At 64.0% G+C, this 19569-nt stretch carries 19 protein-coding genes; 9 read left to right on the top strand and 10 right to left on the bottom strand.

The window, feature by feature from the left end; genetic code table 11:
- Positions 1 to 119: 119 nt before the first annotated feature.
- On the bottom strand, positions 120 to 1487 hold the full coding sequence (locus IAE41_RS10730) for a short-chain fatty acyl-CoA regulator family protein (protein ID WP_108745734.1): 1368 nt from the start codon (positions 1485 to 1487) through the stop codon (positions 120 to 122).
- 114 nt (positions 1488 to 1601) lie between these two features.
- Between IAE41_RS10730 and IAE41_RS10725 the strand changes: the two genes are divergently transcribed.
- From IAE41_RS10725 to mmsB, 5 genes are read left to right on the top strand one after another with little or no spacing between them, the layout of a single operon-like run.
- A complete protein-coding gene (locus IAE41_RS10725) occupies positions 1602 to 3107 on the top strand; it encodes a CoA-acylating methylmalonate-semialdehyde dehydrogenase (protein ID WP_200733104.1) in 1506 nt (501 codons plus the stop codon).
- A gap of 14 nt (positions 3108 to 3121) precedes the next feature.
- Entirely contained in the window at positions 3122 to 4288 is a 1167-nt protein-coding gene (locus IAE41_RS10720; protein ID WP_079224873.1) for an acyl-CoA dehydrogenase family protein, read from the top strand.
- Positions 4285 to 5082 carry an enoyl-CoA hydratase gene (locus IAE41_RS10715; protein WP_079224875.1) on the top strand — a complete coding sequence of 266 codons (798 nt, stop codon included), beginning with the start codon at positions 4285 to 4287 and terminating at the stop codon, positions 5080 to 5082. The genes IAE41_RS10720 and IAE41_RS10715 overlap by 4 nt, the downstream gene beginning before the upstream one ends.
- On the top strand, positions 5079 to 6254 hold the full coding sequence (locus IAE41_RS10710) for an enoyl-CoA hydratase/isomerase family protein (protein ID WP_200733103.1): 1176 nt from the start codon (positions 5079 to 5081) through the stop codon (positions 6252 to 6254). Before IAE41_RS10715 ends, IAE41_RS10710 begins: the two co-directional genes overlap by 4 nt.
- A complete protein-coding gene (mmsB, locus tag IAE41_RS10705; RefSeq protein WP_200733102.1) occupies positions 6251 to 7141 on the top strand; it encodes a 3-hydroxyisobutyrate dehydrogenase in 891 nt (296 codons plus the stop codon). Before IAE41_RS10710 ends, mmsB begins: the two co-directional genes overlap by 4 nt.
- A gap of 202 nt (positions 7142 to 7343) precedes the next feature.
- On the opposite strand, the gene IAE41_RS10700 is transcribed toward mmsB, so the two are convergent.
- The gene (locus tag IAE41_RS10700; RefSeq protein WP_200733101.1) at positions 7344 to 7769 is read right to left on the bottom strand and encodes an organic hydroperoxide resistance protein; all 426 of its coding nucleotides are present in this window, start codon (positions 7767 to 7769) and stop codon (positions 7344 to 7346) included.
- Positions 7770 to 7878: 109 nt separating this feature from the next.
- The gene (locus IAE41_RS10695) at positions 7879 to 8859 is read right to left on the bottom strand and encodes a cation transporter (RefSeq protein ID WP_079224883.1); all 981 of its coding nucleotides are present in this window, start codon (positions 8857 to 8859) and stop codon (positions 7879 to 7881) included.
- A 208-nt stretch (positions 8860 to 9067) separates the two neighbouring features.
- On the opposite strand from IAE41_RS10695, the gene IAE41_RS10690 reads away from it, so the two are divergent.
- A complete protein-coding gene (locus IAE41_RS10690; protein ID WP_200733100.1) occupies positions 9068 to 10522 on the top strand; it encodes a SulP family inorganic anion transporter in 1455 nt (484 codons plus the stop codon).
- A 56-nt stretch (positions 10523 to 10578) separates the two neighbouring features.
- On the opposite strand, the gene IAE41_RS10685 is transcribed toward IAE41_RS10690, so the two are convergent.
- Complete coding sequence (locus tag IAE41_RS10685; RefSeq protein ID WP_200733099.1) at positions 10579 to 10887, bottom strand: addiction module antidote protein; 309 nt, start codon at positions 10885 to 10887, stop codon at positions 10579 to 10581.
- Between the two features lie 36 nt (positions 10888 to 10923).
- Positions 10924 to 11214: a type II toxin-antitoxin system RelE/ParE family toxin gene (locus IAE41_RS10680; protein WP_200733098.1), complete on the bottom strand. Its 291-nt coding sequence runs from the start codon at positions 11212 to 11214 to the stop codon at positions 10924 to 10926.
- 317 nt (positions 11215 to 11531) lie between these two features.
- Between IAE41_RS10680 and IAE41_RS10675 the strand changes: the two genes are divergently transcribed.
- Complete coding sequence (locus IAE41_RS10675) at positions 11532 to 11894, top strand: hypothetical protein (protein ID WP_200733097.1); 363 nt, start codon at positions 11532 to 11534, stop codon at positions 11892 to 11894.
- Positions 11895 to 11959: 65 nt separating this feature from the next.
- On the opposite strand, the gene IAE41_RS10670 is transcribed toward IAE41_RS10675, so the two are convergent.
- Positions 11960 to 12181, bottom strand: coding sequence for a hypothetical protein (locus tag IAE41_RS10670; RefSeq protein WP_200733096.1), 222 nt, complete (start codon positions 12179 to 12181; stop codon positions 11960 to 11962).
- 61 nt (positions 12182 to 12242) lie between these two features.
- Between IAE41_RS10670 and IAE41_RS10665 the strand changes: the two genes are divergently transcribed.
- Positions 12243 to 13220: a phage portal protein gene (locus tag IAE41_RS10665; protein WP_200733095.1), complete on the top strand. Its 978-nt coding sequence runs from the start codon at positions 12243 to 12245 to the stop codon at positions 13218 to 13220.
- A gap of 100 nt (positions 13221 to 13320) precedes the next feature.
- Here IAE41_RS10665 and IAE41_RS10660 read toward each other — a convergent pair whose 3' ends face one another.
- From IAE41_RS10660 to IAE41_RS10645, 4 genes are all read right to left on the bottom strand, one after another.
- Entirely contained in the window at positions 13321 to 14865 is a 1545-nt protein-coding gene (locus IAE41_RS10660) for a DUF4365 domain-containing protein (protein WP_200733094.1), read from the bottom strand.
- A gap of 1200 nt (positions 14866 to 16065) precedes the next feature.
- Positions 16066 to 16761, bottom strand: coding sequence for an adenylate/guanylate cyclase domain-containing protein (locus IAE41_RS10655; protein ID WP_200733093.1), 696 nt, complete (start codon positions 16759 to 16761; stop codon positions 16066 to 16068).
- On the bottom strand, positions 16761 to 17243 hold the full coding sequence (locus tag IAE41_RS10650; protein ID WP_200733092.1) for a Pycsar system effector family protein: 483 nt from the start codon (positions 17241 to 17243) through the stop codon (positions 16761 to 16763). The genes IAE41_RS10655 and IAE41_RS10650 overlap by 1 nt, the downstream gene beginning before the upstream one ends.
- 77 nt (positions 17244 to 17320) lie before the next feature.
- On the bottom strand, positions 17321 to 18394 hold the full coding sequence (locus IAE41_RS10645; protein ID WP_200733091.1) for a site-specific integrase: 1074 nt from the start codon (positions 18392 to 18394) through the stop codon (positions 17321 to 17323).
- Positions 18395 to 18519: 125 nt separating this feature from the next.
- On the opposite strand from IAE41_RS10645, the gene dusA reads away from it, so the two are divergent.
- Positions 18520 to 19515, top strand: coding sequence for a tRNA dihydrouridine(20/20a) synthase DusA (gene dusA, locus IAE41_RS10640; protein WP_200733090.1), 996 nt, complete (start codon positions 18520 to 18522; stop codon positions 19513 to 19515).
- The last annotated feature ends 54 nt before the right edge of the window (positions 19516 to 19569 follow it).

Genomic DNA, 19569 nt, shown 5'->3' with positions numbered 1-19569 from the left:
ACGGCGTCCCCCTCAACCGGACCCACCCCGCCATCCCACGGAAAGCCAGCTCTTGCTGTTGAGGTTGCCGGCCAGCGGCCGGCACTACCGCGGGTGCAGGGCGCAGCCCTGCAACCCCCCTACCTTCCCGGCAACTGCGCAAACGCGCGCTGCATGCAGTCCTCGCGCGGGCACACCCGGCAACCCGGGCCGATCGACACCGAGTTGCCCGGGCTCTGCACATCCAGCCCCAGCGAATACACCAACCGCTCCGCATGCTGCAGGTCGCACCCCAGCGCCACCGCGAACGTCTTGCGCGGCTGGCCATGGCCCACCGGCCCGCTGCTGACCTGCCGCGCCAGCCAGAAGTGGCGTCGCCCATCGGGCATGCGCGCGGTCTGCGTCAGGATGCGCCCCGGCTGGTTGAACGCCTCATAGACGATCCACAGCGGGCACGACCCACCCACCTGCGAAAAATGGAAATCGGTGGCCGAATGGCGCTTGGACACATTGCCCGCACGGTCCACGCGGATGAAGAAGAACGGCAGCCCCGGCGCACTGCGCCGCGCCAGCGTGCTCAGCCGATGACACACCGCCTCGAAGCCCACGCCGAACTGATGCGCCAGCAGTTCGATGTCATAGCTGCTGGCCTCGGCCGCACGCAGGAAGCGCATGTACGGCATCACCAGCGCACCGGCGAAGTAATTCGACAGGCCGATCCGCGCCTGCGCGATGCGCGCCTCATCGTGGAAGCCCGCACGCGCGATCACCGCATCGATCTGCGGCAGGTAACCGTGCAGGGCCAGCTCGGCCGCCATCTGGAACGCCTGCTGGCCCGGCTCCAGGTAATCGGGCAGCCACAGCCGGCGCGCACCGGCATCGAACTGGCGCTTCTCGCGCCCGGCCTGCAGCGCGGCCACTTCCACCAGCACGCCGTGGCGGTCGGCCAGCAGCTGGCGCAGGCGCGGCGCCACGTGCCCGGGTGACAGTCCCCACTCGGCGAACAGGCGCTCGGCCAGTTCGTCCAGCTCGGGGATGTGGTTGTGCATGCGGTTGAAGAACTCGCGCACCTGGTCGCCGGCGGGCAGGGTGCTGCCGGCCTCGGGCTCGCCCAGCTGGAACTCCAGCGCGGCGGCGTGCTCGCGCAGGGCCAGGTGGCGGCGATGCAGGTCCAGCAGGGCGCGGCTGACCTGCGGCAGGTTGCCGGCCAGTGCCCGCAGCTCGGTCGCGCTCACCTCCGCCAGGCCGAGGTCGCGCAGGGTCTCGCCCAGCGCCTCCTGCAACGCGGCGGGCTCATCATCGTCGAACAGGGCAGAAACGTCGCCCAACACCTCGCCCAGCTTCTTCTGCACGGCCGGGGTCAGCGGGCGCTTGTTGCGCTCGATCTGGTTCAGATAACTGGCCGACAGGCCCAGGGCACGGGCCAGGTCCACCTGGCTGTAGCCGCGCTGTTCGCGCAGGCGCAGCAGGCGCAGGCCCAGCTGGCGTTGTGAAGGCTGGAAATTCACAGAATTAACATGAATCGTCTGGCGTGTTGGCCAGATTAAGCGGATTCAGGCCGGAAATCGAGGAGGGTGCTGTGAATAATGCCAAGCATCTTTCGAGCCAGTGGGATTGTCGTCATGACTGTTGCAGCGCCCCGTATCCGCATGCTGATCGATGGCCAGTTCGTCGAATCGGCCACCTCCCACTGGCAGGACGTGATCAATCCGGCCACCCAGGACGTGCTGGCCCAGGTGCCGTTCGCCACCACCAGCGAAGTGGATGCCGCCGTTGCTGCCGCCAAGGAAGCCTTCAAGACCTGGCGCAAGACCCCGATCGGCACCCGCGCGCGCATCTTCCTGAAGTACCAGCAGCTGATCCGCGAGAACATGAGCGAGCTGGCCCACATCCTCACCGCCGAACAGGGCAAGACTCTGCCGGACGCGGAAGGCGATGTGTTCCGCGGCCTGGAAGTGGTCGAGCACGCCGCTGCCATCGGCAACCTGCAGCTGGGCGAGCTGGCCAACAACGTGGCCAACGGCGTGGACACCTACAGCATCATGCAGCCGCTGGGCGTGTGCGCCGGCATCACCCCGTTCAACTTCCCGGCGATGATCCCGCTGTGGATGTTCCCGATGGCGATCGCCACCGGCAACACCTTCATCCTCAAGCCGTCCGAGCAGGACCCGATGGTAACCATGCGCCTGGTCGAGCTTGCCCTGGAAGCCGGCATTCCGAAGGGCGTGCTGAACGTCGTCCACGGTGGCGAGGAAGTGGTCAACGCGATCTGCGACCACCCGGACATCAAGGCCGTGTCGTTCGTCGGCTCCACCCGCGTCGGTACCCACGTCTACAACCGCGCCTCGCTGGCCGGCAAGCGCGTGCAGTGCATGATGGGCGCCAAGAACCACGCCGTGGTGCTGCCGGACGCCAACAAGGAACAGACCCTCAACGCGATGGTTGGCGCCGCCTTCGGTGCGGCCGGCCAGCGCTGCATGGCGGCCTCCACCCTGGTGCTGGTCGGTGAAGCGCGCAACTGGGTGCAGGACCTGGTGGCCAAGGCCAAGACCCTCAAGGTCAGCGGCGGCACCGTCTCCGGCACCGACGTCGGCCCGGTCATTTCCTGCAGCGCCCGCGAGCGCGTGGAAGGCCTGATCGCCTCCGGCGTGGAGCAGGGCGCCAAGCTGGTGCTGGACGGCCGCAAGCCGCAGGTCGATGGTTTCGAGAAGGGCAACTTCGTCGGCCCGACCATCTTTGCCGGTGTCACCACCGACATGCGCATCTACCAGGAAGAAATCTTCGGGCCGGTGCTGGTCATCCTCGAAGCGGAAACGCTGGACGAGGCCATCGCCATGGTCAACAGCAACCCGAACGGCAACGGCACCGCGCTGTTCACCCAGTCCGGCGCCGCGGCCCGTCGCTTCCAGGAAGACATCGACGTCGGCCAGGTCGGCATCAACGTGCCGATCCCGGTGCCGGTGCCGCTGTTCTCGTTCACCGGTTCGCGCGCCTCCAAGCTGGGCGACCTGGGCCCGTACGGCAAGCAGGTGGTGCTGTTCTACACCCAGACCAAGACCGTCACCGCACGCTGGTTCGATGACGAGACGCTGAGCCACGGCGTCAACACCACCATCAGCCTGAAGTAAGGGCAGGAGCAGCCATGAGCCACTCGATGACGACGGACCAGGAAGAAGCACAGCAGGCGTACCGCGAAGCCGCGCGTGACTTCGCACAGGCCGAACTGGCGCCGCACGCCGCGCGATGGGATGCGGAGGGCATCTTTCCGCGCGAGGCGATCGCCAAGGCCGGTGAACTGGGCTTCTGTGGTCTGTACATGGACCCGGAAGTCGGCGGCAGCGGCCTCAGCCGCCTGGACGCCGCCGTCGTCATCGAGGAGCTCGCCAACGTCGATCCGTCGACTGCGGCGTACATCAGCATCCACAACATGGCTTCGTGGATGGTCTCCAAATGGGGCCAGGCCGAACTGCGCGATGCGTGGGGCACCGACCTGTCCTCGGGCAGCAAGCTGGCCTCGTACTGCCTGACCGAACCGGGCGCTGGCTCGGATGCTGCTTCGCTGAAGACCACCGCCGTGCGCGACGGTGACTTCTATGTGCTGAACGGCTCCAAGGCCTTCATCTCCGGCGCCGGTGCCACCGAGCTGCTGGTGGTGATGGCGCGTACCGGCGGTGCCGGTGCAGGCGGTGTCAGCGCCATCGCGGTGCCGGCCGACCTGCCGGGCATCAGCTATGGCCGCAAGGAAGAGAAGATGGGCTGGAACAGCCAGCCCACCCGTGGCATCACCTTCGAGAACGTCCGCGTGCCGGTCAGCCACCTTCTGGGAGAGGAAGGCGGCGGCTTCAAGCTGGCGATGAAGGGGCTGGACGGCGGCCGCATCAACATCGCCGCCTGCTCGCTGGGTGCCGCGCAGGGCGCGCTGGATGCCGCACGCCGCTACATGGGCGAGCGCCGCCAGTTCGGCAAGGCGCTGGCCGATTTCCAGGCGCTGCAGTTCAAGCTGGCCGACATGGCCATCGAACTGGTGGCCGCGCGGCAGATGGTGCATTCGGCGGCGCGCAAGCTCGACGCTGGTGCCAGCGATGCCAACGTGTGGTGCGCGATGGCCAAGCGCTTCGCCACCGATGCCGGCTTCAAGATCTGCAACGAAGCGCTGCAGATCCACGGCGGCTACGGCTACATCCGCGAATACCCGATCGAGCGCCTGCTGCGCGACAGCCGCGTGCACCAGATCCTGGAAGGCACCAACGAGATCATGCGGGTGATCGTTGCCCGCCACCTGCTCAACACCGAAGAGGAACTGCGATGAAGGATTGGCGTACCCAGGAGCACGTGGGCCTGAAGGTCGAGGCCGATGGCCACACCGCCGTGGTCACCCTGCACAACCCGCCGGCGCACACCTGGACCGTGCACAGCCTGGCCGCGCTGCGCGACCTGGTGGGCGCGCTCAACGCAGACCGCGACATCTACGCGCTGGTGATCACCGGTGACGGCGAGAAGTTCTTCTCCGCCGGCGCAGACCTCAACCAGTTCGCCTCGGGCGACAAGGGCGCCGCACGCGAAGCCGCACGCCGTTTCGGTGAAGCCTTCGAAGCGCTGTCCGCGTTCCGTGGCGTGTCGATTGCCGCCATCAACGGCTACGCCATGGGCGGTGGCCTGGAATGCGCGCTGGCCTGTGACCTGCGCATCATCGAAGACCACGCCCAGGTCGCGCTGCCGGAGGCCACCGTCGGCCTGCTGCCGTGTGCCGGTGGCACCCAGAACCTGCCGCGCCTGGTGGGCGAGGGCTGGGCCAAGCGCATGATCCTGCTGGGCGAGCGCGTCAACGCGGAAACCGCGCTACGCATCGGCCTGGCCGAAGAGAAAGTCGGCAAGGGCGAAGCCAAGGCACTGGCGCTGGAATGGGCGAAGAAGGCCGGCAAGCAGAGCCCGACCAGCATCGCCGCCTGCAAGACCCTGGTGCAGTCCACCCGCACCGGCACCCACGCCTCGGCGCTGGTGGCCGAGCGCGAAGCCTTCGTCGATCTGTTCGACACCGCCGACCAGGTCGAGGGCGTGACCGCCTTCCTGGAAAAGCGCGCCGCGCAGTGGAAGAACGCATGACCGCCGACACCGTTGCCGAACAAGCACCGGTGCTGTTCGAAGAGCGCGTGGCCGGCAACGGCACGCGCATCGGCATCGCCACCCTCAACGCGCCGCGCACGCTCAATGGCTTCTCGCTGCCGATGGCGCACCTGCTGCTGAAGCAGTTGAACGCCTGGGCCGACGATGACGGCATCGCGATGGTGGTGCTGCAGGGCGCCGGCGAAAAAGCGTTCTGCGCCGGTGGTGACCTGCACAGCCTGTACAAGGCCATGGTCGCCTTCCGCGGGGCTGGCCACGGCGATATCCGCGAAAACGACTACGCCGCCGAGTTCTTCGACGTCGAGTACCGCGTCGATTACCTCATCCATACCTATACCAAGCCGATCCTGTGCTGGGGCCATGGCATCGTGATGGGCGGTGGCATCGGCCTGATGTCCGGCGCCAGCCACCGTGTGGTCAGCGAGCGTTCCAAGCTGGCCTTCCCGGAAATCACCGTTGGCCTGTTCCCGGATGTGGGTGGCAGCTGGCTGCTGCCGCGCGTGCCGGGCAAGGGCGGCCTGTTCCTGGCCCTGACCGGCGCGCTGCTCAATCCGGGCGATGCCATCTACGCGGGCCTGGCCGACGTGCACGTGGCCGAAGAACGCCGCAGCGCAGTGTTCGATGCGCTGCTGCAGGTGGCCTGGTCCAGCGACGCCGCGCACAACCACGAACGCCTGGATCATCTGCTGCAATCGCATGCCAGCGACGCCGCGACCGGCCCGCTGCTGGCCAACGCCGCGCAGGTCGACGCGCTGTGCGAAGGCGATGACCTGTCCGCAATCATCGACCGCATCAGCCGCCTGCAGACCGACGATGCCTGGCTTCAGGCCGCACAGAAGACCCTCGCCGCCGGTGCACCCGGTTCGGCGCGGCTGGCCTTCGAGCTGCAGCGCCGCAGCGCCGGCCAGGACCTGGCCAGCGTCTACCGCCTGGAATACATCACCGCCCTGCATTGCGCCGCCCGTGGCGATTTTGCCGAAGGCATCCGCGCGCTGCTGATCGACAAGGACCGCAACCCGCAGTGGAACCCGGCCACCCTGGCCGAGGCCACCGCCGCGTGGGCGCAGACCTTCTTCGTTTCCCCCTGGGCCGACGCCGCGCATCCGCTGGCCGACCTGGGCACTCCCCTTGCTGAAAGGAGCCTTGCATGAGCCGCATTGCATTCATCGGGTTGGGCAACATGGGTGGCCCGATGGCCGCCAACCTGGTCAAGAACGGCCACACCGTGCGCGTGTTCGACCTGGTGCCGGCTGCCGTCCAGGCCGCCGTCGATGCCGGTGCCAGCGCCGCACCGTCGGCCCGTGACACCCTGGCCGATGCCGAAGTCGTGATCTCGATGCTGCCGGCCAGCCGCCACGTCGAAGGCGTGTACCTGGGCGATGACGGCATCCTCGCCGCGATCCCGGCCGGTGCGCTGGTCATCGACTGCAGCACGATCGCCCCGGCCAGCGCCCGCAAGGTCTCTGAAGCCGCTGCCGCACGTGGCCTGCAGATGCTCGACGCACCGGTGTCCGGCGGTACCGCCGGCGCACAGGCCGGCACCCTCACCTTCATCGTCGGTGGCGAAGAGGACGCACTGGAACGTGCGCGCCCGGTGCTGCAGGCCATGGGCAAGAACATCTTCCACGTCGGTGCCAGCGGCGCCGGCCAGGTGGCCAAGCTGTGCAACAACATGGCGCTGGGCGTGATCATGGCCGTCACCGGTGAAGCCATCGCCCTGGGCGTGGCGCACGGGCTGGACCCGAAGGTGCTGTCGCAGATGATGGCGGTGAGCACCGGCCGCAGCTGGGCCACCGAAGTGTGCAACCCGTGGCCGGGTGTGCTGGAAAATGCCCCGGCCTCGCGCGGCTACAGCGGCGGCTTCGGCAGCGACCTGATGCTGAAGGACATGGGCCTGGCGGTGGAAGCGGCGATGAGCGTCGGCGCCTCGATCCCGCTGGGCGAAGTGGCCCGCAACCTGTACTCGATGAACCACCAGGCCGGCCGCGGCAAGCTGGATTTCTCCAGCGTCGTGCAGCTCATCACGAGCGAGAAGTAAGGTTTGAACGTGTAGAGCCGAGCCCATGCTCGGCTGATCCATGCAGCCGAGCATGGGCTCGGCGCTACACAAGCGAATGCGTCCCCGGCCACATGCCGGGGCCCACCCGAGGTGGGATGGGCGGATGCCCGGTTTCGACCGGCATCCGCCCATTTTTTTGCTCTTGCCGTGGTAGTGCCGGCCGCTGGCCGGCATCACCGCATCAGGCAACGATCAGCGTCACGTCGATGTTGCCGTGGGTGGCGTTGGAGTACGGGCAGACGATGTGCGCCTTCTGCACCAGCTCTTCCAGCTGTTCGCGCGGCACGCCCGGGGCGTTGATGGTCAGCTCGGCTTCGATGCCGAAACCGGTCGGGATCTGGCCGATGCCCACCTTACCGGTGACGGTGGTGTCGGCCGGCAGCGCGACCTTGGCCTGGCCCGCCACGAACTTCAGCGCGCCCAGGAAGCAGGCCGAGTAACCAGCCGCGAACAGCTGTTCCGGGTTGGTGCCCGGGCCGCCGGCGCCGCCCAGCTCGCGAGGGGTCGACAGCTGGATGTCCAGCACGTTGTCGGAGGAGACCGAACGGCCTTCACGGCCGCCGGTGGAGGTGGCCTGGGCGGTGTACAGAACCTTTTCGATGGACATGGGATGCTCCTGGTCAGTGGGTGGGTGTTTCGATGGGTCTACTTTGCCCGTTCCTTCAGGACGATGGGTGATAGTTCGTCCTGAATATTTGACGAATCGTCCTGTCGACCTAGATGGTCCACTCGCGGTCGGTGGTGAACATGATGGTCAGCCAGCGGTCCGGGGAAGCCTCGCCCAGTGCATCGCCGATCTCATCGCGCAGCTGGTCCCACTCCACCAGGGGCCGCGGCGGGTCGTCCTCGCGCACCACGAAGAACAGCTCGATCTGCTCGCCACGGCCGACCTGGGCCACGTAGCTGCGGTGTTCGACGAAGCCATGGCGGGCCACGATGTCCCGCGCCACGGCGTCCACGTGCGCCTGCAGGTCCGGCGGGGTCACCAGCAGGATGCCGGCCAGCGCCCGCCGCACCGTGCCCAGCGGCGCCACCATCACGAACAGGCAGACCACCGCCAGGATGGCCGGATCGATGTAGGGCCCGACCCAGGCCAGCGATGTGCCCTGCACCAGCACCCCGCCCACGAACGCGGCCACGTAGCAGGCCGACATGCTCGCGGCGATCACCCAGTTCTTTGCATCCAGGGCGATGAAGTCCGAGCCGATGCGGCGGTTGGCGCGCCACACGAAGGCGCCGAACGCACTCTCTGCCAGCAGTGACACCACGCCGAACACAATCGCCGGCCCCAGCGCGATATGGCGCCCGCCGGACATCAGCGCATCCACCGCGTTGACCAGGGCATACAGCGCCGCGCCGATCATCAGCAGGCCGCTTACCCCCAGCACGATGGGCTCCAGGTGCCAGAAGCCCATGGTGAAACGCTGGTTGAGCCGCGACTGCAGCGCATCGGTCTGCGTGGACAGCGCGATCAGGCGCGCCACCAGCAGCGACAGCCAGGTCATCACCACGTCGATCAGGCCGTAGATGCCGTCGAAGATGATCAGCGAAGAATTGGCCAGCAGGCCGAACACCACCCCGGCCAGCGCGACCGCCAGCGAGAAGGCAATGGACAGGCGCAGCACGCCCTGTTCGGTGGCGGGGTCGAAGAAACGGGGAGAGGGCAGGGCCATGGCCCGATTGTAGGGCGCTGCCATGTCACGCTGCGTTCAATGCCTGCCCGCGCTACCGCCGCCGGGCGGCTTCCCGTAGACTGCGCGCCTCCCACGTACCGACACCCGCCTGCAGTGATCACGCCACCCTGACCCTTGCCGCACCTCGGCACCCGGCCCGCCCGGCTCAGGAACCCGTGTCTTTCCACTGCATCGCCACGTGGCCCTTTGCCCGTGCGCGCGGAGTTTTCCCATGCAAACGTCCTACCCCCTGCGCCAGCAATGGCTCGGCAACATCCGTGGTGATCTGCTGTCCGGCATGGTCGTCGCCCTGGCCCTGATTCCCGAGGCCATCGCCTTCTCGCTCATCGCTGGCGTCGACCCCAAGGTCGGCCTGTATGCCGCGTTCTCGATCGCGGTGGTCACCGCCATCGCCGGCGGCCGCCCGGGCATGATTTCCGCTGCCACCGGCGCCATGGCGCTGGTCATGGTCGATCTGGTCAAGGACCACGGCCTGCAGTATCTGTTCGCCGCCAGCATCCTGGCCGGCCTGCTGCAGATGCTGGCCGGCGTGTTCAAGCTCGGCTCGCTGATGCGCTTCGTCTCGCGCTCGGTCATCACCGGTTTCGTCAACGCGCTGGCCATCCTCATTTTCCTGGCGCAGATGCCCGAACTGATCGGCCGCGGCCCTACCGTCTATGTGCTGTGCGCCGCCGCGCTGGCCATCATCTACCTGCTGCCGCGCATCACCCGCGCCGTGCCCTCGCCGCTGGTCGCCATCGTCGTGCTCACCGCCGTGGTCATCGGCTTCGGCGTGGACGTGCGCAGCGTGGGCGACATGGGCCAGCTGCCCGACAGCCTGCCGCACTTCCTCATCCCCGATGTGCCCCTCACCTGGGAAACCCTGCGCATCCTGCTGCCGGTGTCGGCCACGCTGGCCGTGGTCGGCCTGCTCGAATCGATGATGACGCTGCAGATCGTCGAGGACATCACCGAGACGCCCAGCGAGCGCAACCGCGAATGCGTCGGCCAGGGCGTGGCCAACACGGTCACCGGCTTCCTCGGCGGAATGGCCGGCTGCGCGATGATCGGCCAGTCGGTCATCAACGTGACCTCCGGTGGCCGCGGCCGCCTGTCCTGCCTGGTGGCCGGCGCACTGCTGCTGGTGCTGGTGGTGTACGGCAGCGACCTGGTGCGGCAGATCCCGATGGCCGCGCTGGTGGCGGTGATGATCATGGTCAGCATCGGCACCTTCAGCTGGCGCTCGCTGCGCGACCTGCGCACGCATCCGCGCAGCTCGTCTGCGGTGATGCTGCTGACCGTGGTGGTCACCGTGGCCACCCACGATCTGGCCAAGGGCGTGCTCAGCGGCGTGCTGCTGTCGGCGCTGTTCTTCGCCCGCAAGGTGGGCCGCATGCTGGACGTGCAGCGTGAGGACGCGGCGGATACCCAGGTGTACCGCGTGCGCGGGCAGGTGTTCTTTGCCTCGGCTGGCCAGCTCGGCGCGGCCTTCGACTACCAGCACGTCGCGCCGAAGGTGCAGATTGATCTGCGCGATGCCCACCTGTGGGACCTGACCGCCGTGGCCGCGCTGGAACGCGCGCAGGAAAAGCTGGCCGCACATGGGGCGGAGGTGACGGTAGTTGGGCTCAATGCGGCCAGCCAGACCCTGATCGAACAGGTGGGCGGCGCGCGCGGCGGGCATTGATCGCGTAGGGGATGCTGGTAGCGCCGGGCCATGCCCGGCGAGCGCAGCGGCGGCGATCAGGGGGGGCCAGCGGATTGCTTGTCCGCCTGCACGACCAGATGCACTCCCAATGCCGACAGCACGCGCTGCACGGTATCGAAGCGCGGATGCGCGCCGGGGCGCAGCGCCTTGTACAGGCTTTCGCGGCCAAGCCCGGCGTTGTCGGCAACACCGCCCATGCCGCGTGCACGCGCAACCGTTCCAAGCGCTTCCTGGAAGTGATCCGGGTCACCCGCTGCCAGTGCCTCGCTCAGATAGGCGGCGATCGCGATGTCGTCATCGAGGTAGTCGGCTGGATCGAAGGGAACTGTCTTCAGCTTGCTCATTGGGGAGTCCTGGGAACGGCGCGTCGTCAATTGTGGCTAGAGTGAATCTGCGAGGCGGATCGCTTTGGCGATGTCGCGGCGCTGGCTCGATTTGTCGCCGCCGTAAAGCAGTACGACGAGAGTTCTGCCGCGGCGCGTGAAGTACACGCGGTATCCCGGTCCATGGTTGATGCGAAGTTCGCTCACTCCTCCGCCCACTGATCGAACGTCGCCCTCAAGCCCCCGGGCGACGCGCTGCAGGCGCTCCACGATCAGGGCCCGGGCCCTGCCGTCGTTCAGTGCGCGGAGCCACTGCGTGAAGGTTTCTGTCGCCCGAAGCGTGATCATGGGCCGATCGTATCCACAAGGATACATCGTTCAATCGGCAACAGCGTCAAAGCTTGGCGTATCCGCACAGGGCTCCCCGCCGCCATTCAGCCACCCGGTGTAAACTATTGATCTCACTGGCAATGCCAGTCTCCACGATCAACGCCCCGATGACGTCCGCCACCGCCCGTTACGCCGACTCCCTGCGCCTGTCCGTCGCCCCGATGATGGATCGGAGCGACAGCCAATCAGGACAAGACTTTCGCGGTGGTTGGTACAACATTGGTGCTCAGGAAAGTCCGTGGAAGTGAGTTCACCCCAAGGAAGAGAGGAAAGTAGTGAACAGGATTACGGTTGTTGAAGTACCAGATCTGGTATGCACGGACGATGCCGAGCGAGACAGGGAGATCGAGGAATGGTTGCTTGCGAACAAGGAAAAATGGTCGCACGCACTGGATCTTGAAACCGACTACATCGATCCGCGCGCGGCCCATGCGGGAGACGAGATTGAGGATATTGACGTTGTAGCAGGAGACATCACGGTCAATTACACCGTTAGTTATTCCATCTACTACGGCTGCGATGACATGGATGTAAATGATGACGATCAGCGCGTTATCGGCGGGGAGTATTCCGATGGCAAGATCACGTTCGAAACGCCGCCGCACCCGGAACCTCGCTATCCGAACGAGGAACTGTGATTAAGCGCCCGCGTCTAGTTTGACAGTACTAGAGAGGGCCACCTAGGGTGGCCCTCTCTGGCTGTTTATGCAGCGCGTGCTTTTCGCTGGCCATCCAACCAACTGACAACGTCGCGCGTGTCGTACACGTCGCCTACCCGTGGCGGCAGCAAGCCGGCTGTGTGCTTGTTGGCCATCGTTTTGATCTTCGCCGTTGGGAAGTAGGTCATCCGCAGTTGCTCGACGGTCATCGTTGCCCCGAATTGGCCATAGAGCAGCCAGAATGTGCCGAACCCGTGTGGCGTCATATGTCACCACCTGCCAACCGCAGCCCCAGCTGCACCACATTGCTGCCGGCGGCAGGTGCGGATGCCTGCCGGCGTTGAGGCGTTCACCTTCGGTGACCCCACGCCCGTGCTGGAATCTCGCGGCATCCTCGACTACCTCGAATGCTGGCGTAACGGGCGCTACTTCGAGCCGCCGGTGGATTTGCATGGGCTGTCCCGCACCACCCGGGCCAATCCGTATCTGCACAGCGGGCTGACGTTCAAGCGCAACATGCTGGTGAGCACGTTCAAGCCCCACAAGCTGCTGAGCCGCGAGGCGTTCGCACAGCTGGCTTTGGACTACATCACCTTCGGCATGGCCTATGTCGAGCGCCGCCGCGCTATGTCCGGTGTCAATCACTCCCTGACGGTGCCGCTGGCCAAGTACGTGCGCCGAGGTGTCGAGCCGGGCGAGTTCTTCCAGATCCGCGCCGGCAAGATCGAGCATGAGTTTGCTCGAGGCGATGTGTTCCAGCTCCGCGAGGCAGATGTTGACCAGGAAATTTACGGGCTGCCGGAATGGATGCCGGCTGTTCAGTCGGCCCTGCTGAACGAATCGGCGACGCTGTTTCGCCGGAAGTATTACAACAACGGCTCGCATGCCGGGTTCATCCTGTACCTCACCGACTCCCTGACCGAGAAGGACGATGTGGACGGCATCCGAAACGCGCTACGCGAGTCACGTGGGCCGGGCAATTTCCGCAACCTTTTCCTGCACTCGCCGGGCGGCAGCAAGGATGGTCTGAAGCTGATTCCCGTCAGCGAGGTTGCGGCGAAGGATGAGTTTACCGGCATCAAGAGCGTGACCCGAGACGACATGCTGGCCTCCCTGCGCACACCGCCGCAGCTGCTGGGCATTGTGCCGCAGAACAGCGGCGGCTTTGGCTCCATACGCGAGGCGGCGACCGTTTGGACTGCGATGGAGCTGGCGCCCCTACAGACGCGGCTAACCGCGCTCAACGAATGGCTGGGTGATGCGGTGATTCAATTCCGCTCCTTTGAGCTGGCGCAGCCGACCTAGCTTGGATCTGGAAGCACTCACGCGGCATTCGCGAGTGCAGTGCCGCTTGGTGCCTTTAAGCGCACCAGGCGGGTGACAGATAATAACGACTTTTGCACCTTCACCCCCGTAACTCCTTCAGGGTCATCTTTGATGTGCTACCCGAGCGCCTGGCTAGAACTATTTCGCCGCCGGTATCACTAAGGAATCGGTCGTATCCCCGAAGATCTAGCTCTATCGGAACAGGGCAGACCAGCTGACCACCAAATGTCAAAGGCAAGAGAAATGGCACGACGTAGTCGTCGGTTTCTGGGAGGTCTTCTTCAGAGCACGGAATGTTTGCTGAGGATATGCCAATGTCTAGCGTCTCACCACTGAGCATTCGGTAGACGCATTCGATCAGCCAGATCTCCTTCTTTGAGTGTTGGAGGTCTGTTAGGCGATAGCTTGAATTCATCAGGCGCGCGACATGGTGCAGCTTGCCAACCGCCGACATGAAGTGAAGTAGTTCGTAGCTCTCATCGTAGTTCGCATAGAACTTGATGACTTGCTTGCCTTTTACGATTTCGCCGCTTATGACGCCATCGTTTAGGACCGCTTGCTCTGCCCATTTACCGAGAGCTCCGACGCTTTGCTTCAGTGCTAGGTCTTGGCCATCGGTGAACGATTCTGGCAGTTGCAGATTCATCTTTAGCGAGTGTCCATTGCTTGAGCTTGTTCCGCGGATTCTTATCCCCAGCGGAGCGCCTGGTGTGCTTTCAATCGTAATCCCTTTGGTGCCCTTGGATAGAAGGCAAGGGATAATTAGCTCTTCGTCGAAGGCCTTTGCTGATTTCGACGGCCGTAGCTTCAATCTACACGCCTCGCGGTAGAGTGGGGAGATCTCGATGGTTGCGGGGGATGAGCGGTCCAAGCCTAGTTCAGTGAAGACTGGGGAGCCTGTGAATATGACCGCGTCGCTCTTGGCTATAGCGGGCTGCCCATAGTCCACCATTGCTTCAACCGCCTCCAAGTTTTGATCAGCGAAAGTTGCCGTGATCTCTGCTGTGCACTTCTTGCCCTCAGCTTCTGAGAACTCGAACGTGGTGGTCTGTCCCTGTTGAACCATGGATACATTCATAGTGTCGTCCAAGCTCGACAGATGAGAGACCTTTGCATTCATAAGGCTCATAACGCCGTCGCAACGCCTGTATAGCGGGAGAAGGATCTCTCTTGCCGCTTCGACGAACTGCTCGATTGAGCACACTTGATTGCTAGGGGGAAGTGGAACTTGAGCTTCACCGGTACCAATGGCCAGGCGAGGATTTTGCTCGACTGCCCTCTGCGCGTGCACCCAATACGCAGTGTTATCCCCCACGAAGACTCGAAAAATGAAGACCGGCATGATGTTCGCGGCGTAGTCACGAAGACGCTTTCTGGCGACAGGTGCAAAGACGCCTCCTCTCTGCCGTTTAGCTTTCCCCTTGACCTGGACTAGAAAGCTCTGGCCGTTGAAATCGTCTCTTGGCGGTGTGACAAAAAGGTCGTACCCATCGTCGATTTGATATGCGCCGACGGTCCAGCCGGCATTGGTGAAGAAGGTCTCAACCCAAAGTTCCCCCTGCCGTCCGGTTTGCTGTGCCAGCGGATAGTTCCTGCCGGCGCCTTGGGCTTTACGTTCTGTCATCACTCTCTACTCGTAAGGAAGACGTGGGCGAGCTCGCGCACGTCCAGCCTGCAGCACGCTTGTCGCCTGAGCTTCAGGGTGCCCGGTTCAGAGCGTCCCCGGCTGGGGGCTGCTATGCCGGCTACAGGCTGGTGCGCGATGGGCAGCCGCTGTGGGCACTGCTCAGATGTAATTGTGCCCTGCGACTGTTGCCGTGCGCACTCGTCTCCCCGCCACGCCTGCGCACTTCATAGGGTGCTTTTTCTGCACTGCCTGCAGCAAGGCCCAGCCCCGGCCCTGCATGGCGTTCTCCCTGCTTCGCTGGCACCGACTCGCCCTGCGGTTCCCTGCGCGATAGGGGGTGTCTGCGTGGAGCCCTGTGGCCTCCTTTGGCCACCTTCGGGCGGAGCCAATTTTTCAGGTGACCACGGGAACGAGGTAACCAGGTAACACGCGCATCCAAGCCGCTTCTAAGTGACTGATAGAAAAGGAAAAGTTGTGGTTACCTTTCGAGGTGATTTGAGGTAATTTTTCGATCCGTACAAAGTAATGTCATTGATTCATAAGGAAATTTTGTTCCGCCAATGTTACCTCTGAAGAAGGTAATGGGATTACTCAGAGGTTACTCTATTGTTACCTTGATAAATTCAATATAAATCATTGTTTTTAAAGGTGAATATGTCAATTTTTTTCAGGGTGGTTACCTTTGTTACCTCTTTCCCGTGGTCACCTGAAAAATTTCACCTTATCGCGCTTAAGGGGGCCATCCGCATCCCCACCGCCGCACATGCTCACGCCTGCAGCCCGCTCCCTTGTCGCAGCCTTTGCGACGACTAGCCGAATCCTCCCCGCCATGCCGCTGCCCCCCGACTTCTACTGGACGACGCGCTGTGCCAGCGCCTGCCTAACGATCCCCTGACCGTGATCGGCTGTGAAGGGGTGTGGCTGGTGACGTTGTCACAGCGGGTGGACGACAACACCTGGGTGGCCACTTGGATCGGCACCGGAATGGGCCTGGCGGGCCAGGCCGCCGCTGCAGCAGCTACGAGCAGGGTCGTGCCGGCGCAGAGCTGCGGGTGGACAGACACCAGGTCCGCCTGCGCGAGGAAATTAGCAGGATCACTGCAGCAGGATCACTGCGTACGGGGAGGCAGTGCGCGCGAACAGGCTGGCCAAGCTACGGACCTCGCCCCCGTTCGGCTGGCTGGGGTAGGCCATCTGCTAGAAGTCGGTTATCGCCTTCGTCCGGTAGTGCAGCTTCCCCGATCTTTCCCATGGCCCCTCCCAGATCGTGAGGCCGCTTTGGATGAACGTCCACGCTGTTATCTGTGAATGCACAGCCTCCGTGATTCGTGTCGGGTAATCATGGTCGAGTTCGGGAAAGCTATTGAGCTTGGCGGCGTAGTTTGCCGCGGGTCCAACCCAAACGAGTTCTGATGTACCCCTCACACCTGCTTTGCACGCCATTACGTCACCGGAATCAATGCCTACCGTGAACTGCAAATTTGCATGCTCCAGCGGGTACTCATTGAGGAAGGCGGGGTTGGCAATGGTTGTCATTGCTTTTGTTAACTGCAGCGAGGCTCTGACCGCATTGTCTTCTTTGCCAACCCCCAAGAAGACGCCCATCACTCGGTCCCCATCGTAAGCTTCAATGGTTCCACCGTTCTTTTCTATGATGCGTGATGCGCAATAGAGAAAAGCTTTATAGTACTCAGCAGCTCTTTCCCGTGGCGTATTGTCTACCATAGTTGTGGAGTTGCTTAGATCCGCATACATGATGCATGCAGAAAGGGTTTTTCCTTGATTTGCGAAAGGAAGGCCTGCCACATCTGGCACTACTCGCCCAGGGGTGACTGTCCAGTCTTCCGTTGCAATAGCAGCGACGCGTTGAGCTAAGTCGGCTTCAAAGGTCATCATTCCCCCACAAAAGTAGCAATGGCTCCGAGCCAAAGCGCCAGTGAAACCGCGCCAAAGATGATGGAGTTCTTCGCGTAAGCATGCTTGCATGTCGCGATCTTGGCGTTGATATGAATCTGGCCTAGGAGATCGTCCGCCACAATCGCATTGTTCTGCAGTCGGCCCGCCTCTATGAACTTGCTAAGGTCAGTAGCCGCGATCTCTCCGAAGAATATGGAGGAACGCCGTTGAGAGCTGTCTCTCGGGAAAAAAACTGCAACTGCCAGCGCCAAGGCAGGAAGAAGCGCCAAGCCGGCTAGGATGAAAAGAGCTTTTGCGGAGGCCGACGGTTCTGCGGAATCCAACAAGGTTGCAGCTACGGCAGTGAGCGCCATATAGATGCCAATTAGGCCCCCAGCCTTAACATCGGCCGTCCCAATCCAGTGCAATTGCCGTTCAAGCACCCATCTGAGATGCGCGATTAGCTCATCCTGTTCCATGGAATCCCCCCAAGCTGGCTCCCGCCCAGCGACAAAGTAATCATTGCGATGGGACTGTTCGGCCGTCAAGTGATTGCTTAGTTGTCAGGTTTCCGGACAGCCCTGTGTAGGCTTTCAGACCTCAGTTGCGTGTACCGCTTGAGCTCGTTCCACGATCGATGAAGCGTTACCGCAGCGACTTCGGGGATGTCATAGCCTTGTTCAAAAAGTCTGGACGTTGCCTCATAACGTAGATCGTGGAAGCACAGGTCCAGTATCCCGAGCTTGCTGCAGGCGCGAGTAAACGCCGTGCCAACAGACTTCGGGTTGAAGGGGAATATCCGGTCCTCCCCGGGGATCTGCGGCTGGCGCTGCACTAGGTCCCAGGAATCCCCAAGGAGGGGGAACGTGCGGTGGTTGCCGACCTTGGCGCGAGGGTGCTTCGCATTTCTCAGCATTGCAGTGCGGTTGGTGGCGTCGAGGTCCGACCACTGCAGCCGCGTGATTTCGCTTTCACGCTTCGCCGTGAGGACGGCGAAGGTGACGATATCGCTCATGGGAATAGTGGCCCGCCATTCTGCAGCTGAGAAGTGGGCGTGCAGGCGCTGCAGCTCCTCGCCCGTCGGGCGGCGGTCACGCTGCTTGGACTTCCCGACCAGCTTCAACAGTCGCAGAACAGGGCGGGCTTCCGCCACCGGGTCGCCTGTCAGCTTCACGCCCTTCATTGGCCCGGCCAGCTTCAGCAGCTCGGACAGGAACCCGAGCTCGACGTTCATGGTTGCAGCCGAACAAGGGGGGATAATGTGCCCCTTGGCGTACATGTGGTTGCCCTGAACGCGCCGGCGGGCGTGTTCGATCACGTCGTTGGCCGTCAGGTGCCTGGCCACTATGCTGCCCAGCCCTTCACGGAGTCGGGTCAGGTTTCCGGTCTGGGTCGCGCCTGCAGCTTTCACCGAGACCAGATCCTCGATCCGCCAGCTGATCAGCTGCTCGATGGTCAGGTTCTCTCCGGGGGTGCCGCCTCTGGCCTCGTAGTCGGCGAGTTCGCGCTCGATGCGGTCGCCCCAGGTCTTGGCGGCAGTCTTGGTGGGGAAGGTCTTGCTCTGCGTTGGATGACCCTTTCGACGCACAATGGCGCGCCAGCGGCCGTTGCGCGGTTGTAGCGTTGCCATCGGTGTACCAGCTCCCGGTGTACCACGTTCCTGTTGGTACGCGGATGGTGCAGATGAATGGGATTCAGCGGGAAAAATTGGGAAAAATCGGGTGCTTCTGTGTACCCATATACGGTGGTAAGTGCATGAAAATGTTGAAAACTGAAGAAATTCGCCTTTCCGTTGCCCCCATGATGGATTGGACCGACCGCCACTGCCGCGTGTTCCACCGCGTGCTGGCGCCGGGTGCGCGGCTCTACACCGAGATGGTGCACGCCAACGCGGTCATCCACGGCGACCGCGAGCGCCTGCTCGGCTTCGACGCCAGTGAACAGCCGCTGGCACTGCAGCTGGGTGGCAGCGATCCGGCCCTGCTCGCGCAGGCCGCGCGTATCGCTGCCGAGTGGGGTTACGACGAGGTCAACCTCAACTGCGGCTGCCCGTCCGACCGCGTGCAGGCCGGGCGCTTTGGCGCCTGCCTGATGCGCGAGCCGGCCCTGGTGGCCGAGTGCGTGGCGGCGATGGTCGATGTGGTGGATATCCCGGTGACGGTGAAGTGCCGCCTCGGCGTGGACGAGGACAACGATTACGAGGTGTTCGCCGGCTTCGTCGACCGCCAGGTCGCCGCCGGTGCCGCCATGGTCGTGGTGCATGCGCGCAATGCCTGGCTGAAGGGCCTGTCGCCGAAGGAGAACCGCGAGGTTCCGCCGCTGAAGTACGACTGGGCCTACCGCCTCAAGCAGGCGCGCCCGGCGCTGCCGGTGGTCATCAACGGCGGCCTGGCCACCGTGGAGGCGGTGCAGGCCCAGGCCGCGCACGTCGATGGCGTGATGCTGGGCCGCGCGGCCTACCACGACCCCTACCTGCTGCATCAGCTGGAGGCGCTGCAGACCGGCGCCGCGCTGCGCCCGCGTGGCGAACTGCTGCGCGCGCTGCGCCCGTACATCGAGGCACGCCTGGGCGAGGGCCTGGCCCTGAAGCACATCACCCGCCACCTGCTGGGCCTGTTCCATGGCCAGCCGGGCGGCCGCGCCTTCCGGCAGGTGCTGAGCGAGGGCGCACACCGCCCCGGCGCCGACTGGGCGCTGATCGAGCGGGCGCTGGCGGTCACCGAGCGCGCATCGGACCGTGCTGCAGCGTGACCGCAGTCACGTTCCTGACTTGACAAGGCCCGTAGATTCGTCCCGAATGTTCAC

Origin of the sequence: Stenotrophomonas sp. S39 (assembly GCF_016624665.1) — a bacterium.
In the GTDB taxonomy this organism is placed as follows: domain Bacteria; phylum Pseudomonadota; class Gammaproteobacteria; order Xanthomonadales; family Xanthomonadaceae; genus Stenotrophomonas.
The sequence above is the reverse complement of the archived record's forward strand: the minus strand, read 5'-3'. Positions and strand labels throughout refer to the sequence as shown.

What these genes read in the sequence shown, in the direction of transcription:
- IAE41_RS10720 (WP_079224873.1), top strand. Translation starts at nt 3,122, where the DNA reads ATGAGCCACTCGATGACGACGGACCAGGAAGAAGCACAGCAGGCGTAC.
- IAE41_RS10650 (WP_200733092.1), bottom strand. Translation starts at nt 17,243, where the DNA reads ATGGAACAGGATGAGCTAATCGCGCATCTCAGATGGGTGCTTGAACGG.
- IAE41_RS10655 (WP_200733093.1), bottom strand. Translation starts at nt 16,761, where the DNA reads ATGACCTTTGAAGCCGACTTAGCTCAACGCGTCGCTGCTATTGCAACG.
- IAE41_RS10670 (WP_200733096.1), bottom strand. Translation starts at nt 12,181, where the DNA reads ATGACGCCACACGGGTTCGGCACATTCTGGCTGCTCTATGGCCAATTC.
- IAE41_RS10685 (WP_200733099.1), bottom strand. Translation starts at nt 10,887, where the DNA reads ATGAGCAAGCTGAAGACAGTTCCCTTCGATCCAGCCGACTACCTCGAT.
- IAE41_RS10725 (WP_200733104.1), top strand. Translation starts at nt 1,602, where the DNA reads ATGACTGTTGCAGCGCCCCGTATCCGCATGCTGATCGATGGCCAGTTC.
- IAE41_RS10660 (WP_200733094.1), bottom strand. Translation starts at nt 14,865, where the DNA reads ATGACAGAACGTAAAGCCCAAGGCGCCGGCAGGAACTATCCGCTGGCA.
- IAE41_RS10690 (WP_200733100.1), top strand. Translation starts at nt 9,068, where the DNA reads ATGCAAACGTCCTACCCCCTGCGCCAGCAATGGCTCGGCAACATCCGT.
- IAE41_RS10665 (WP_200733095.1), top strand. Translation starts at nt 12,243, where the DNA reads ATGCCTGCCGGCGTTGAGGCGTTCACCTTCGGTGACCCCACGCCCGTG.
- IAE41_RS10680 (WP_200733098.1), bottom strand. Translation starts at nt 11,214, where the DNA reads ATGATCACGCTTCGGGCGACAGAAACCTTCACGCAGTGGCTCCGCGCA.
- IAE41_RS10695 (WP_079224883.1), bottom strand. Translation starts at nt 8,859, where the DNA reads ATGGCAGCGCCCTACAATCGGGCCATGGCCCTGCCCTCTCCCCGTTTC.
- IAE41_RS10710 (WP_200733103.1), top strand. Translation starts at nt 5,079, where the DNA reads ATGACCGCCGACACCGTTGCCGAACAAGCACCGGTGCTGTTCGAAGAG.
- IAE41_RS10645 (WP_200733091.1), bottom strand. Translation starts at nt 18,394, where the DNA reads ATGGCAACGCTACAACCGCGCAACGGCCGCTGGCGCGCCATTGTGCGT.
- IAE41_RS10700 (WP_200733101.1), bottom strand. Translation starts at nt 7,769, where the DNA reads ATGTCCATCGAAAAGGTTCTGTACACCGCCCAGGCCACCTCCACCGGC.
- dusA (WP_200733090.1), top strand. Translation starts at nt 18,520, where the DNA reads ATGAAAATGTTGAAAACTGAAGAAATTCGCCTTTCCGTTGCCCCCATG.
- IAE41_RS10715 (WP_079224875.1), top strand. Translation starts at nt 4,285, where the DNA reads ATGAAGGATTGGCGTACCCAGGAGCACGTGGGCCTGAAGGTCGAGGCC.
- mmsB (WP_200733102.1), top strand. Translation starts at nt 6,251, where the DNA reads ATGAGCCGCATTGCATTCATCGGGTTGGGCAACATGGGTGGCCCGATG.